Here is a 13037-nt window from a genome sequence, read left to right as displayed (position 1 = left end):
AAATCGGTTTGTTATCTGCATTTTTATCCACGCTGGATGGGTGGACAGCCAACCGCTTTTTTCTTGCATTCATGAAACAAGATCAGCGGCCGGCCCCCGGCCCGAACCTTGCGTCCTGGCGCAGTCCAACCTATGCAAGGCCTTGCTTCGCCTGGCCGGAGGTATGCACATGAAACGCAAGACTGCATGGGTTGTCGTGTTGTCAGGGTTGTTGTTGCTCAGTGGCTGCTGGCCGTACTGGCACGACGGAGGCCATCATCACCGGCATTACTACGATGAAGATCGTGGGGGGCACCAGGACTATCGTCGCTACTGACGCAAGGCCGCGTTGACTTCACGCAACTGTAAAGAAATGGAAAAGCTCGCACAGGCTGGCCGGTCGGGAAATTACACTGGCGGCGCTGCCCTGCCTGGCACCAGGCAGGGCACCGGTTTTTGCCTTTTGGAGTGTTGTATGAAGTTGAAGCAGGTAGTGCGTGCAGCCGTGGTGGTTGCCCTGGTATCCACGCTGGCAGGTTGCTGGATGTTCATGCCGCCAGGTGGCGGTGGTGGGCACGGCGGGGGGCATGGCGGCCCAGGCATGATGGGTGGCGGGCACGGTGGCGGCCCACGCTGATAGCACTGAAATAGACGGCTATTCGCTCACCGACCAAGGGTTGGGCGAATAGCTTGCCGGGCAGTCATGCTTCATCCAGCAACCGCCCAGGGTCGTAAAAGAACGATGCAATTATCACGGCACTGATCACACCCATTGCGTCTGCGATCAGCAACAGGAATTCGCTGCCATCCCCCAGCAGTGTCTTGTGGCTGAAGGCGAAGCTCGCCCCGTGGGGAACGGCGGCAATACCCAGCAATGCCACGGCCAGCGCAGCCGACAGCAACTTGATGTATGTCCTGCCAAACGCCAGCGTGTAGGCCCAGAACACAAAGATGCAGAACACGGCGAGGCCGGTGGAGGTCACGTACTGGGCGAGTATTTCCAGCCACCACACCATGGTTGTCTCCTGAGCGTTTGTAACTGTCGATACGCATCAGAATCATGGCGAGTTGAAATCGTTCCGCTCGGCTAAAGAAATAACGCGAAAGCAAAAAAGCGGCCGGTAACCGACCCTCTCCCATATAGCAAACAAGCCTATGGTGCTGCGCAGATTGCGCAGTACCATGGGCCAATGAAAACCAAAAAAGGGCGCGTGCTTGGCAACTCTTACCTAAGTTCCAGATGGGGCAGCAGGAGCGTGTCGCGTGAAGAGCTCAAGATCGGTCGCAGGCGCAGTACTGTTTACCACTTTCGCCACGTTGTTCATGGCCGGGTGCGCACAGAACCCGGATGTACGAAATAGCCATGATTATACGTCTGGCACCACCGATAGAAGCACGCCAGCCTATCTGGGGTGCGTCAAAGGCGAACTTCAAGGCAACGTGAAAACCTATGAAGTCGACGGCGACAACTCGGTAAAACTGTATGTCGAAAGTACCGACCCCAATAAGGCTGATGGCTTGGTCGAACTACGCGGCACGGGAGCCCAGCGCCAGTTCACCGCCTACCAGCGCGACGCCTGGTACGACCATGGCAGGCTGCTCGACGCTGCGCTGATGTGCAAAAAAGCCTGACGTGTTGATCTGCAAGAGCAAAAAGCCCGCACATGAGAGCGGGCTTTTTGCGATGGGTGCTGATCCATCAGCGTTTTTCATTCTAAGGGAACCAGCCGGCTTGCCCATTCGACGGAAGTCTCGCGCCATTGCCATCGGGCCAGGACACGACCTTGGTGGATTACTTCTGCGGCTCGATCCCGGCTAGAATGGCTCAAGTTCCATTCTGGTTAATTGCAAATGCCAACCTTTCGCATCCTGTTGTGTTCCGTACTTGCTGCCAGCCTTGCCGCTTGCGCAAACCCCGGCAAGCCTACCGCCAGCAAGCTGACAGCAAAATCCCCGGAAGATTACGCCGCGTGTGTCCTGCCAAAGTGGCAGGCGCTGTCCCCCCAGACCACGCAAAAGTCCATCAACCACGGGTATCGGTTGACCGCGCCCAGTGCGGTGACTTCAGACGAAGTGCTGGAAGTCGTTGAATATCACGAAGGCAGCCGCGCAACTTTCTATAAAGGCAGTTTCCTGTCGAGTGACAAGTTGCGCATGGCCGCCAGAGAATGCCTGGAATAACCCGCTGTCAATGGCATCAGTAGCCAGAACCTCCCATGCCGCCCATGCTGGGCAATGCTTGCCGGGACGTGTGCTGCGCATTGCTCCATTCGGCGCAGGTCATGAAGCTGGTCTTGTCGACCTTGCCGGCCTGGTCGAAGCTGACCATGTAGGGCTGCTGTTTTTGCCCAGGCTGGGTAAGCATGTAATCGAAGCAAGTACCCGGCACTGCCGTGCGGTCGGACTCGGCGCTCGGTTTGCCGCCAATTTGCAGTACTTGCGCTTTGCTCATGCCGGTATCGACTTTGGCAACCAACGGTTGGTCATGGTAGAGCGATGAATTACTTGAACAGCCCGTGAGCGCTGCCAATACCAGCATCAGCGCACAAGTTGATTTGTTCATGGCAGGGCTCCCGTCAGAGAACGCCGTTACGGAACAGCATCAATCCAGTCGGCTATTCATCATACGCCTGTATTGCTTTACCCGGCGCAGCGTGCACCACTGCTCCAGCAGCAGTGCCCGCAGTGGTGAGGCCTTGGCCTTGGGTTTGCTGCCCGCAGCCAGCCGGCGCATCTGCAACTTCACCAGCGCCATGTAGGCCAGGGCGGCGAACGCCTTGCGCTTCCAGCGGATCGGCGGCAGCTCGGCCAGGGCCTTGGTTTCGCCAGCCTGCCAGCGCCGGGGCAGGTTGGGCTCGACAGCCAGCGCGGTGGCGATGCCGGCCATGGCCACGCCACTGGCGAGGACCTGCTCGACCACCGGCAGGCGGCGGATGCCCCCGGTGACCATCACCGGCATGCGGGCGATCGCCGCGATCTCGCGGGCGAACTCGAGGAAGTAGGCCTCCCGCGCCAGGGTGCGGCCGTCCCGGGTATCGCCTTGCATGGCCGGTGCTTCGTAGCTGCCGCCGGACAGCTCCACCAGGTCCACAGGCAGTTCGTTGAGCCACAGCACGACCTGGCGTGCATCCGCAGGTTCGAAGCCGCCGCGCTGGAAGTCGGCCGAGTTGAGCTTGACCGCCACGCTGAAACCCGGTGACACCACCTCACGCACGGCCTTGACCACTTCCAGCAGCAGCCGCGCTCGGTTTTCCAGGCTGCCGCCCCAGCGGTCCTGGCGCCGGTTGGTCAGCGGCGAGAGGAACTGGCTGAGCAGGTAGCCATGGGCAGCGTGGATCTGCACGCCACTGAAGCCGGCTTGTTCGGCAAGTGCCGCCGTGCTGGCGAAGCGCTGGATCAGCGCGGCGATTTCGGTTTCGTCCAGGGCCTTGGGTTGCGCAAACAGCTTCGACAACCCGCCCATGTCCAGCGCTACGGCCGAGGGCGCCACGGTTGGCTGGCCGAGGTTGGCCTGCATCTGGCGCCCTGGGTGGTTGATCTGCATCCAGAATTGCGCACCCTGGGCGCGGCCGACGTTGGCCCATTGGCGAAAACGCTGCAACTGCTGGCTGTCATCGAGCATCACGCCACCTGGGCCGGTCATGGCGCTGGGGTCGATCATGACGTTGCCAGTCAGCAACAGGCCCGCGCCGCCTTCGGCCCAGGCCTGATACAGGCGCAGTAGCTGATCGGAAGGGGTCTGATCCTGGTTGGCGAGGTTTTCTTCCATGGCCGCCTTGGCGATGCGGTTGGGGATGACACTGCCATTGGGCAAGCGCAGGGGCTGGAACGGGGACATGGGGGTTCTCCAAGTTAGCGCCAGGCGTCGGGCGGGTTGGGTTTTGGAGAAGGCTAAGGTTAAAGTAAACCTTAAGGTCAACAGGAAATTTCACAGAGCATGAAAATAGGCGAACTGGCCCGGCGCACGGGCCTTAGCGCATCGCGCATCCGTTTCTATGAAGCCAGCGGGCTGATCGAGGCCCGGCGCCTGGGCAACGGTTATCGGGATTATCCGGAACAGGTGGTGAGGTCGCTGGAAATCATCACCTGTGGCCAGCAGGCCGGGTTCAGCCTCGAGGAAATGCGCAAACTGACCAGCGCCTCTGGCGACGAGTCGGCTCGGCATGATCTGTTGCTGGCGAGCCTCAAGCGCAAGGTGGCCGAGATCGAAGCGATGCAGCTGCGCCTGGCGCAGAACCGTGCGCAATTGCTGGCAGTGATCGCAGGCATGCAGAGCAAACCGCAGGGCATGGATTGCGCCGAAAATGCCCAGCGCCTGATTGCCGGGTGGCAGGAAGGAGAGGCCGACAAGGCGCAGTGCTGATGCGGGTATTCTGCAGCGAGAGCCGGTTTGCCGGCCCTCACGCATGGCGGGCAAGGTCGCGGGCTACCTGACGCGCTCTGCCATGTTCAGGCTGCGGCACTGCACCTCGGCGTCCGTCTTGTTCGGATAACTGGGTTTGAGCCGCTGCTTTTCCTGATTGTCATAGATGTCGAAACCGCCGCAAACGGTCGCCGCGTAGTACCGGCTGCCGATGCGAAAGGACGTCTTTTCGACGGGCACAGCTGGAACGATAACGAATCTCGGTTGCATTTTTCGTGCCTCCCCAGGCAGAGACCTAAGTATTAGTCGGGCCATTGATAGCCTTCAAGGCGGCTCATGAAGAAAAGATTGCAGCGGCAGGTACGGCAACCTGTCATCAAATGAAAACCCGCTGTCGCCCGATGCGAAGCATCCCGTACCCCGAGCGCTTACATTCCAATTACCCAGAACTGACGCCTAGCGTCCAGATCGATGATTGGAGAGACAAGCATGTCCAAAGTCGTACGTTTCCATCAGACCGGTGGCCCCGAAGTGCTGCGCTACGAGGATGCCGAGGTCGGTGAGCCTGGCCCGGGGCAGGTGCGCTTGCGTCAGGTGGCGGTTGGCCTGAACTATGCCGACACCTACTTTCGCAATGGTACCTACCCGATCCCGCTGCCCAATGGCATCGGCGTGGAAGCGTCCGGCGTGGTGCAGGCGGTAGGTGAGGGTGTGACCCAGGTGGCGGTGGGTGACCGGGTGACCTACACCGGGTTTCTCAATACCCTCGGCGCTTACTGCACCGAGCGGTTGATCCCCGCTGCGGCGCTGATCAAGCTGCCGGAAACCATCGCCTTCGAAACCGCCGCCGCCATGACCATGCGTGGCCTGACCGCGGCCTACCTGATGCGCCGGCTGTACGCCTTCAAGCCCGGCGACACCGTGCTGCTGCATGCCGCTGCGGGCGGCGTCGGCCTGATCGTCGCGCAATGGGCGCGGCTGCTCGGGCTGAACGTGATCGGCACGGTGTCCACCGAGGCCAAGGCCGAGGTCGCCCGCGCCCATGGCTGCAACCACATCATCAACTACAGCGTCGAGGACGTGGCCAGCCGCGTGCGCGCGCTCACCGATGGCGTTGGCGTCAACGTGGTGTTCGACAGCGTTGGCAAGAACACCTTCATGGGCTCGCTCGATTCGCTCAAGCGCCGTGGCCTGATGGTCTGCGTGGGGACCGCCTCGGGCACCATTGCGCCGTTCGATCCACAGTTGCTGGCGATCAAGGGTTCGCTGCAGCTGACCCGCCCGGCACTGGCCGACTTCATTGCCGACCCTGCGGAAAAGGCCGACCTGGCCGGCGAGCTGTTCGACCACGTCAGCAGCGGCCGCATCCGTATCGAGATCAACCAGCACTATGCCCTGCAGGACGCCGTCCAGGCCCATCGCGACCTGGAAGCGCGCAGGACCACCGGCTCGTCGATCTTCGTCATCTGAAGAGGGCAACAGCATGCACATCGAACAACTGACCTGTGCGATCGGCGCCGAGATAAGCGGCGTCAACCTGGCTGACGCGATCCATGACGACGACCTGTTCGAGCAGCTGCGCGCGCAGTTGCTCAGGCACCGTGTGCTGTTCCTGCGTGACCAGCACTTCAGCCGTGCCGAACACGTGGCCTTTGCCCGGCGCTTTGGCGAGCTGGAAGATCACCCGGTGGCCGGCAGCGACCCGGAGCACCCTGGCCTGGTGCAGATCTACAAACGCCCCGACCAGCCCAACGACCGCTATGAAAACGCCTGGCACACCGACGCCACCTGGCGCGAAGCGCCGCCCATGGGCTGCGTGCTGCGCTGCGTCGAGTGCCCGCCGGTGGGCGGCGACACCCTGTGGGCAAACATGGTGCTGGCCTATGAGAACCTGCCCGCCGACGTGAAAGCCAAGGTCGAAGGCCTGCGCGCACGCCACAGCATCGAAGCCAGCTTCGGCGCCGCCATGCCGATCGACAAGCGCCTGGCGCTCAAGGCGCAGTTCCCAGACGCCGAGCACCCGGTGGTACGCACCCACCCGGAAACCGGCGAGCAGGTGCTGTTCGTCAACGCCTTCACCACCCACTTCAGCAACTACCACACCCCCCAGCGCGTGCGCTTCGGCCAGGACGCCAACCCCGGTGCCGCCGACTTGCTGCGCTACCTGGTCAGCCAGGCCTACCTGCCCGAGTACCAGGTGCGCTGGCGCTGGAAGCCCAACAGCGTGGCGATCTGGGACAACCGCAGCACCCAGCATTACGCGGTCATGGACTACCCACCGTGCCATCGCAAGATGGAGCGCGCGGGGATCAAGGGCAGCCGCACCTTCTGAGTCACCCGCCGCACACTCAGGCGCGCGGCGCACAGCACAATAACAATAGCGAGGACTACTGCATGCAATTCTTCGATGATTCGTTGCACCCGGAAAACATGGAAAAGGTGGTGATCACCGTCGCCCCGTACGGCCCGGAATGGATGCCCGAGGACTTCCCCGAAGACATCCCGCTGACCATGGATGAGCAGGTGCAGAAGGCCGTCGATTGCTACGAAGCCGGTGCCACCGTGCTGCACCTGCATGTGCGCGAACTGGACGGCAAGGGCTCCAAGCGCCTGTCCAAGTTCAACGAACTGATCGCCGGTGTGCGTGAAGCGGTGCCGGACATGATCATCCAGGTCGGTGGCTCGATTTCCTTCGCCCCCGAAGGCGAGGGTGAGGCGGCCAAGTGGCTGTCCGACGACACCCGGCACATGCTCGCCGAGCTGACGCCGCGCCCCGACCAGGTGACCGTGGCAATCAACACCACGCAGATGAACATCATGGAGCTGCTGTACCCGCAGTACCTGGAAGGCACCTCCCTGGCCCACCCGGCGATCCACGCTGCCTACAGCGAGATGACCGTGCCTGCCGGCCCGGCCTGGGTCCGCGAACACCTGCGCCGGTTGCAGGCCAGTGGCATCCAGCCGCACTTCCAGCTGACCGGCATGCATGCCCTGGAAACCCTCGAGCGCATCGTTCGCCGTGGCGACTACATGGGCCCGCTGAACCTGACCTGGATCGGCATCGGTGGCGGATTTGATGGGCCCAACCCGTTCAACTTCTTCAACTTCATCCACCGCGCGCCAGATGGCTGCACGCTGACGGCCGAGTCGTTGCTCAAGAACGTGTTGCCGTTCAACACCATGGCCCTGGCCATGGGCCTGCACCCGCGCTGCGGCAACGAAGACACCATCATCGACCAGCACGGCAAGCGCTTCGGCTCGGTGCAGCAGATCCAGCAGACCGTGCGCGTGGCCCATGAACTGGGCCGGGAAGTGGCCAACGGCAAAGAGGCCCGGGCCATTTACCGCATTGGCGAGCAGTACACCAGCATCGAGCAGACGCTCAAGGCCAACGGCATGGCGCCGAATCGCCTGCCGGGGCAGAGGGGCGTGCCGCAGCGGGCCTGACAAAGCAGGACTGGCCTCTTCGCGGGACAAGCCCGCTCCCACAGGCTCTGCACATCACTCAGGCCTGTGCAGTACCTGTGGGAGCGGGCTTGCCCGCGAAGAGGCCAGAACAGGCAGTAATGATTGTTGGCTGTATCCATAAAAACAAGAACAACCCCACGCCAGATACTCCGAGGAGGCACCATGGCCACCTATCTCGCCAGTGCCCAGGCACCCGGCACCGACACCTTGCACAGCGTCCCCCGGCGCTATGCCTGGGTCGTCTTCGCCCTGACCTTCGGCCTGTTGATCTCCGACTACATGTCGCGCCAGGTGCTCAATGCCGTGTTCCCGCTGCTCAAGGGCGAGTGGGCCCTGAGCGACAGCCAGCTCGGCCTGCTCAGTGGCATTGTCGCGCTGATGGTCGGCCTGCTGACCTTCCCGTTGTCCTTGCTGGCCGACCGCTTCGGCCGGGTCCGCAGCCTGGTACTGATGGCCGTGCTGTGGAGCCTGGCGACCCTGGGCTGCGCCCTGGCAGAAAACTACCCGCAGATGTTCATCGCGCGCTTCCTGGTAGGTGTCGGCGAGGCCGCCTACGGCAGCGTCGGCATTGCCGTGGTGGTGGCGGTGTTCCCCCGCGACATGCGCTCGACCCTGGCCGGCGCCTTCATGGCCGGTGGCATGTTCGGCTCGGTGCTGGGCATGGCCCTGGGCGGTGTCCTGGCCCAGCACCTGGGCTGGCGCTGGGCGTTCGCCGGCATGGCGCTGTTCGGCCTGGTGCTGGCGCTGCTGTACCCGCTGATCGTCAAGGAAGCCCGCATCTCCGCCAAATGCGCCGAACAGGCGCAGCTGAAGGCGAGTCGCCCGCTGCGCTCCTTGTATGGCTCGCGCTCGGTGATCGCCGCGTACATCGGCAGCGGCCTGCAACTGTTCGTCGGTGGCACGGTGATCGTCTGGATGCCCAGCTACCTGAACCGCTACTACGCCATGGGCACTGATCGCGCCGGGGCCATTGCCGCAGTGATCGTGCTGTGCAGCGGCATCGGCACGATCCTCTGCGCGATGCTCTGCGACCGCCTGGGCCGACAACGCCCGGACCGCAAGATCAGCCTGGCCATCGGTTATTGCCTGGGCAGCTGCCTGCTGCTGTCGCTGGCCTTTGCGCTGCCGGTGGGCACCGCGCAGCTGGTGCTGATCTGCCTGGGCATGATGATCGCCGTCGGCACCAATGGCCCGTCCAGCGCCATGGTCGCCAACCTGACCCACGCCGCCGTGCATGGCACGGCGTTCGCCACCCTGACCCTGGCCAACAACCTGTTGGGCCTGGCCACCGGCCCGCTGATCACCGGACGGGTGTCTGACCTGATCGGTTTGCACGCCGCGTTCCAGCTGGTGCCGCTGGTGAGCATCGCCGCTGCGGCCGTGTTCTTCATCGGCAAACGCCATTACCACCGCGACATGGAGCGTCTGCAAGCATCGGTCAGCCGTACCGAGGAGTTGAGTTCGTGAAACAGACGTTATCGGTTGAAGTGTTGTTCGATTTCATTTGCCCGTGGTGCCTGATTGGTCAGCGGCAATTGCAGGCCGCTTTGTTGCTGTTGCAGCGCGAACAGCCGCAGGTGCAGGTGGACCTGCAGTGGCGCGGCGTGCAACTGCTGCCTGGCCTGCCGGCCAATGGCGTGCCATTCCACGCGTTCTATGTGCAGCGGCTGGGCAGCGAGCAGGCCGTGCGCGAGCGCCAGGCGCAGGTGCGTGCAGCGGCCAGCGTGGTCGGCGAAGACATCGACTTCACGCGCATCCGCCGCATGCCCAATACCGCCAATGCCCACCGCCTGTTGCAACGTGCATCCGGCCTGCTTGGCGCCAGGCGGCTTGAAACCTTGCTGGCACAGCTGTTCATTGCCTGCTTTCATCAGGGGCGTGACCTGGGCGACAGCCGGACACTGCTTGCCATTGCCCAGTCCTGCGGGTTGCAGGCGGCGCAAGTGGTCGACTGCCTGCGTGACGATGGCAGCCCGTTTCTCGACGGTGCCGGGCGCGCGGGCAGCGCGGTGCCGCGTTTTCGCTTCAATGAGGGCCGCCTGATCGCTGGCGCGCAACCGGCCGATGTGCTGTTCGCGGCCATGCTCGAAGCCTTGCAAGTGCAGGTGCCGGCATGACCCGGCGGATCGCCCTGGCCGCGAGCCAGGTCCCCGAGCGCAACGGGCGTGTGCTGGTGCAAAGCCACGGCAAGAGCCTGGCCGTGTTCAATGTGGCCGATACCCTGTACGCGATCGACGACAGTTGCCCGCACCAGGGCGCTTCGCTGTGCGGCGGGCGCCTGGAGGGCCGGGTCATCCAGTGCTGCGCCCATGGCCTGCGCTTCGACCTGGCCAGCGGCTACCTGCTCAACTCCAGGGCGCTGAAAGTCAACAGCTACCCGGTCGAATGCCAGGGCCAGCAGGTGTACATCGTGCTGGGCAACGAGGAGGGCGGGCAATGAGCACGCTGGCGATCACGGCGGCGCAGCACCGCATTCGCGCATTGGCCCCAGGCATCGCGGTCAGCCTGATCGTGGGCGCGGCGGCGAGCTTTCTCAGTGAGCACTACGCGGCGCCGGTCATGCTGTTCGCGTTGTTGCTGGGCATGGCCCTGAACTTCCTGGCCGTCGACGGACCGTGCAAGGCTGGCATCGAGTTCACTGCCCGCGGCGTGCTGCGCCTGGGGGTGGCCCTGCTGGGCATGCGCATTACCCTCGGCCAGATCGCCAGCCTTGGCTGGAGGCCAGTGGCGCTGGTGGTCATCCTGGTGCTGGTGACCATCGTGGTGTCGGTGATTGCAGCCAAGGCGCTGGGTTTTTCCCGGTTGTTCGGCCTGTTGACCGGCGGTGCCACGGCCATCTGCGGCGCCTCTGCGGCATTGGCGCTGGCGGCGGCGTTGCCCCAGCACCCGCGCAAGGAACACGCCACGCTGTTCACGGTGATTGGCGTGTCGGCGTTGTCGACCCTGGCGATGATCCTCTACCCGATGATTGCCAATGGGTTGCATCTGTCGCCGGGGCAGGCCGGGGTATTCCTCGGGGCCACCATCCACGACGTCGCCCAGGTGGTCGGCGCCGGTTACAGCATGTCCACCGAAACCGGCGACATCGCCACGGTGGTCAAGCTCATGCGCGTGGCCATGTTGCTGCCGGTGATCGTCTGCGCGGCGATGATCACCCGCCGTCAGGGCCTGGATGCCAGTGGCCAGCGCCCACCATTGCTGCCATGGTTCGCCGTCGGCTTCGTGCTGCTGGCCTGCGTCAACAGCACCGGCTGGGTGCCTGCGGCAGTACAGGGCGGCATCAATGACCTGTCACGTGGCTGCCTGGTGGTGGCCATCAGCGCCCTGGGCATGAAGACCCAGCTCAAGGCCTTGGCTTCAGTGGGGCTCAAGCCCATCGCGCTGATGGTAGGGGAAAGCGTGTTCCTCGTTTTGCTGGTGCTGGCGCTGATGCACTGGGGCCTCTAAGGCGCCTGTTCGGTATGCTGTGCCCGCCAGCTGGCCGGCGGCATGCCGAACTGGGCGATGAACCAGCGGGTGAACGAACTGGGCATCGAGTAACCGAGCATGTCGGCGATGCGCCCCAGCGAATAGCTGGGGTTTTCCAGGTAGCGCATCACCAGGTCGCGGCGCACGTTGTTGATCATGTCCTTGAACGTCAGCCCGTCTTCTTCCAGGCGCCGTTGCAGCGTGCGCACATTCATGCCCTGGGTCTGCGCCACCTGCTCGATGGTGGCGCGGCCCATGGGCAGCAGCAGGTAGATGGTCTTGCGCAGCTCCAGTTCCAGTGACGGCGTGCCGCCGGCCGGCAGCGTGTCCAGGTAGCGCCGCGCCAGGCGCGCCATGGCCTCGTTGGCCTGGGGGCTGGCGCTGTCGAGGTCGGCAGCGGGGCAGACGATGCCGTTGAACTCGCTGCCGAACACCAGCTTGCAGCCAAAGATACGCCGGTGGATGGCCAGGTCGGCGGGTGCGGCATGGGTGAAGTTGGCGCTGATCGGGTGCCACTGGGCACCCAGCAGCGCCGCACACAGGCGCAGCATCACGCCGATGGCAAGCTCGGTGGCCTGGCGGCTGCACGGCGCCCGTTCATTGATCACTTCTTCGCGAATGATGACGGTCTTGCCGGCTTCCTCGACGTGGATGGCCAGCGCATCGTTGAGCAGGTGGCGATACTGCACGATCACTTCCAGGGCATCACGCAGGTTGCGCTGGTGGCTGAGCAGCAGGCTGATCTCGCCGAAGTCCGAGAGCTGGCGCGATTCGGCCATGCGCAGGCCGAAGGTTTCGCAACCGCTGGCACGGGCCGACTCTTCCAGCAGGGTTATCACGTTGGCCGCCGGAATACGCCGGTTGGGGTCGTCGAGCAGGGCGGCGCTGAGGCCGACCTGGGCGAGCAGGGCGTTGGGGTTCAGGCCCACATGGCGGGACACTTCGAGGTAATTGGTCAGGCTGGCGGCACGGACTAGGGCGGGCATTTTTATTGTTTTCCGTCAGGCGGTCTGTGATTTATAGCCTGCGTGTCATCAATTGAGAAGCACAAGCCCGCAACAGCACCTTGTCATCAAATGAAAAGCCACTGACGCGCAATGTGAAGCACCCGCCGAGCCCCCTCATTACTGTGAACCTCGTACCCGATCCAAGCCCCGATGCAAAACGAGGTTCCGACGTGGAAAAACTGCAAACCGCCGCCACCGTGCTGATCATCCCCGGCCTGCGCGATCATGTCAGCGAGCATTGGCAAACCCTGCTCGAAGCGCGCCTGGCCAAGGTCCGCAGCGTGCCACCGCTGCAGGTCGACGGGCTCAGCTGCAACGCCCGTGTCGAAGCCATCCAGCGCGAGCTGGAGCAGGTCGACGGTGAGGTGGTGCTGGTGGCGCACAGCGCTGGCGTGTTGATGGTGGCTCACTGGGCGGCCCGCTACCAGCGGCCGATCAAGGGCGCATTGCTGGCCGCACCGCCTGACCTGGACGCCCAGTGGCCGGCCCATTACCCCAGCCCGCAACGTCTGGCCGAGCAGGGCTGGTCGCCCTTGCCGATGGCGCCGCTGCCATTCCCCAGCATCGTCGCTGCCAGCAGCAACGACCACCTGGCCAGTTTCGACGCCGCCGGTGCCATGGCCCAGGCCTGGGGCAGCGAGCTGGTCGCCCTGGGCGCGGTCGGCCACCTCAACCCGGCAGCCGGCTTCGGCCCCTGGCCGCTGGCCGAAAACCTGATTCGCCGCCTGGACCACTGATCCGCCAACCGCGCA

General features: G+C 63.8%; 17 protein-coding genes. 12 read left to right on the top strand and 5 right to left on the bottom strand.

Annotated elements, in window-relative coordinates; genetic code table 11:
* The first annotated feature begins 454 nt into the window (after positions 1–454).
* Positions 455–616, top strand: coding sequence for a hypothetical protein (locus tag OCX61_RS14190; RefSeq protein WP_261940060.1), 162 nt, complete (start codon positions 455–457; stop codon positions 614–616).
* A gap of 64 nt (positions 617–680) precedes the next feature.
* On the opposite strand, the gene OCX61_RS14185 is transcribed toward OCX61_RS14190, so the two are convergent.
* Entirely contained in the window at positions 681–995 is a 315-nt protein-coding gene (locus OCX61_RS14185; RefSeq protein WP_261940059.1) for a hypothetical protein, read from the bottom strand.
* Between the two features lie 247 nt (positions 996–1242).
* On the opposite strand from OCX61_RS14185, the gene OCX61_RS14180 reads away from it, so the two are divergent.
* Both OCX61_RS14180 and OCX61_RS14175 read left to right on the top strand, forming a co-directional pair.
* Positions 1243–1611, top strand: a complete 369-nt coding sequence (locus OCX61_RS14180; protein ID WP_261940058.1) for a hypothetical protein — start codon at positions 1243–1245, stop codon at positions 1609–1611.
* A 219-nt stretch (positions 1612–1830) separates the two neighbouring features.
* Positions 1831–2160 carry a hypothetical protein gene (locus OCX61_RS14175; protein ID WP_261940057.1) on the top strand — a complete coding sequence of 110 codons (330 nt, stop codon included), beginning with the start codon at positions 1831–1833 and terminating at the stop codon, positions 2158–2160.
* Between the two features lie 16 nt (positions 2161–2176).
* Here OCX61_RS14175 and osmE read toward each other — a convergent pair whose 3' ends face one another.
* Both osmE and OCX61_RS14165 read right to left on the bottom strand, forming a co-directional pair.
* A complete protein-coding gene (gene osmE / locus OCX61_RS14170; RefSeq protein ID WP_261940056.1) occupies positions 2177–2542 on the bottom strand; it encodes an osmotically-inducible lipoprotein OsmE in 366 nt (121 codons plus the stop codon).
* Positions 2543–2581: 39 nt separating this feature from the next.
* Positions 2582–3817 carry an NADH:flavin oxidoreductase/NADH oxidase family protein gene (locus OCX61_RS14165; RefSeq protein ID WP_261940055.1) on the bottom strand — a complete coding sequence of 412 codons (1236 nt, stop codon included), beginning with the start codon at positions 3815–3817 and terminating at the stop codon, positions 2582–2584.
* Positions 3818–3916: 99 nt separating this feature from the next.
* Between OCX61_RS14165 and OCX61_RS14160 the strand changes: the two genes are divergently transcribed.
* Positions 3917–4342 carry a MerR family transcriptional regulator gene (locus tag OCX61_RS14160; protein WP_261940054.1) on the top strand — a complete coding sequence of 142 codons (426 nt, stop codon included), beginning with the start codon at positions 3917–3919 and terminating at the stop codon, positions 4340–4342.
* Positions 4343–4405: 63 nt separating this feature from the next.
* Here OCX61_RS14160 and OCX61_RS14155 read toward each other — a convergent pair whose 3' ends face one another.
* Positions 4406–4612 (bottom strand): hypothetical protein, encoded by a 207-nt coding sequence (locus tag OCX61_RS14155; protein ID WP_261940053.1) that lies wholly within the window; start codon positions 4610–4612, stop codon positions 4406–4408.
* Positions 4613–4831: 219 nt separating this feature from the next.
* On the opposite strand from OCX61_RS14155, the gene OCX61_RS14150 reads away from it, so the two are divergent.
* The 7 genes from OCX61_RS14150 to OCX61_RS14120 all read left to right on the top strand — a co-directional run bounded on the left by OCX61_RS14150 (position 4832) and on the right by OCX61_RS14120 (position 11257).
* Positions 4832–5812 (top strand): quinone oxidoreductase family protein, encoded by a 981-nt coding sequence (locus OCX61_RS14150; RefSeq protein ID WP_261940052.1) that lies wholly within the window; start codon positions 4832–4834, stop codon positions 5810–5812.
* Between the two features lie 13 nt (positions 5813–5825).
* Positions 5826–6674, top strand: coding sequence for a TauD/TfdA dioxygenase family protein (locus OCX61_RS14145; protein WP_261940051.1), 849 nt, complete (start codon positions 5826–5828; stop codon positions 6672–6674).
* A 62-nt stretch (positions 6675–6736) separates the two neighbouring features.
* Positions 6737–7789: a beta-keto acid cleavage family enzyme gene (locus OCX61_RS14140; protein ID WP_261940050.1), complete on the top strand. Its 1053-nt coding sequence runs from the start codon at positions 6737–6739 to the stop codon at positions 7787–7789.
* Positions 7790–7972: 183 nt separating this feature from the next.
* The gene (locus OCX61_RS14135) at positions 7973–9277 is read left to right on the top strand and encodes an MFS transporter (RefSeq protein WP_261940049.1); all 1305 of its coding nucleotides are present in this window, start codon (positions 7973–7975) and stop codon (positions 9275–9277) included.
* Positions 9274–9927 carry a DsbA family protein gene (locus OCX61_RS14130; protein ID WP_261940048.1) on the top strand — a complete coding sequence of 218 codons (654 nt, stop codon included), beginning with the start codon at positions 9274–9276 and terminating at the stop codon, positions 9925–9927. The genes OCX61_RS14135 and OCX61_RS14130 overlap by 4 nt, the downstream gene beginning before the upstream one ends.
* Positions 9924–10250 (top strand): Rieske (2Fe-2S) protein, encoded by a 327-nt coding sequence (locus OCX61_RS14125; RefSeq protein WP_261940047.1) that lies wholly within the window; start codon positions 9924–9926, stop codon positions 10248–10250. Before OCX61_RS14130 ends, OCX61_RS14125 begins: the two co-directional genes overlap by 4 nt.
* Positions 10247–11257, top strand: coding sequence for a YeiH family protein (locus OCX61_RS14120; RefSeq protein ID WP_261940046.1), 1011 nt, complete (start codon positions 10247–10249; stop codon positions 11255–11257). The genes OCX61_RS14125 and OCX61_RS14120 overlap by 4 nt, the downstream gene beginning before the upstream one ends.
* On the opposite strand, the gene OCX61_RS14115 is transcribed toward OCX61_RS14120, so the two are convergent.
* Positions 11254–12264, bottom strand: coding sequence for an AraC family transcriptional regulator (locus tag OCX61_RS14115; protein ID WP_261940045.1), 1011 nt, complete (start codon positions 12262–12264; stop codon positions 11254–11256). The two genes, OCX61_RS14120 and OCX61_RS14115, sit on opposite strands and share 4 nt — an antisense overlap.
* Positions 12265–12455: 191 nt before the next feature.
* On the opposite strand from OCX61_RS14115, the gene OCX61_RS14110 reads away from it, so the two are divergent.
* A complete protein-coding gene (locus OCX61_RS14110; protein ID WP_261940044.1) occupies positions 12456–13022 on the top strand; it encodes an RBBP9/YdeN family alpha/beta hydrolase in 567 nt (188 codons plus the stop codon).
* Positions 13023–13037: the final 15 nt, after the last annotated feature.

Origin of the sequence: Pseudomonas sp. LRP2-20, from assembly GCF_024349685.1 — a bacterium.
Taxonomy (GTDB): Bacteria; Pseudomonadota; Gammaproteobacteria; order Pseudomonadales; family Pseudomonadaceae; genus Aquipseudomonas.
This window is presented reverse-complemented; position numbering and strand designations above follow the sequence as displayed.

Excerpts from the sequence above, each read along its gene's own strand:
- OCX61_RS14175 (WP_261940057.1), top strand. The coding sequence starts at position 1,831 with ATGCCAACCTTTCGCATCCTGTTGTGTTCCGTACTTGCTGCCAGCCTT.
- OCX61_RS14115 (WP_261940045.1), bottom strand. The coding sequence starts at position 12,264 with ATGCCCGCCCTAGTCCGTGCCGCCAGCCTGACCAATTACCTCGAAGTG.
- OCX61_RS14160 (WP_261940054.1), top strand. The coding sequence starts at position 3,917 with ATGAAAATAGGCGAACTGGCCCGGCGCACGGGCCTTAGCGCATCGCGC.
- OCX61_RS14120 (WP_261940046.1), top strand. The coding sequence starts at position 10,247 with ATGAGCACGCTGGCGATCACGGCGGCGCAGCACCGCATTCGCGCATTG.
- OCX61_RS14185 (WP_261940059.1), bottom strand. The coding sequence starts at position 995 with ATGGTGTGGTGGCTGGAAATACTCGCCCAGTACGTGACCTCCACCGGC.
- OCX61_RS14145 (WP_261940051.1), top strand. The coding sequence starts at position 5,826 with ATGCACATCGAACAACTGACCTGTGCGATCGGCGCCGAGATAAGCGGC.
- osmE (WP_261940056.1), bottom strand. The coding sequence starts at position 2,542 with ATGAACAAATCAACTTGTGCGCTGATGCTGGTATTGGCAGCGCTCACG.
- OCX61_RS14155 (WP_261940053.1), bottom strand. The coding sequence starts at position 4,612 with ATGCAACCGAGATTCGTTATCGTTCCAGCTGTGCCCGTCGAAAAGACG.
- OCX61_RS14135 (WP_261940049.1), top strand. The coding sequence starts at position 7,973 with ATGGCCACCTATCTCGCCAGTGCCCAGGCACCCGGCACCGACACCTTG.
- OCX61_RS14140 (WP_261940050.1), top strand. The coding sequence starts at position 6,737 with ATGCAATTCTTCGATGATTCGTTGCACCCGGAAAACATGGAAAAGGTG.
- OCX61_RS14125 (WP_261940047.1), top strand. The coding sequence starts at position 9,924 with ATGACCCGGCGGATCGCCCTGGCCGCGAGCCAGGTCCCCGAGCGCAAC.
- OCX61_RS14165 (WP_261940055.1), bottom strand. The coding sequence starts at position 3,817 with ATGTCCCCGTTCCAGCCCCTGCGCTTGCCCAATGGCAGTGTCATCCCC.
- OCX61_RS14150 (WP_261940052.1), top strand. The coding sequence starts at position 4,832 with ATGTCCAAAGTCGTACGTTTCCATCAGACCGGTGGCCCCGAAGTGCTG.
- OCX61_RS14190 (WP_261940060.1), top strand. The coding sequence starts at position 455 with ATGAAGTTGAAGCAGGTAGTGCGTGCAGCCGTGGTGGTTGCCCTGGTA.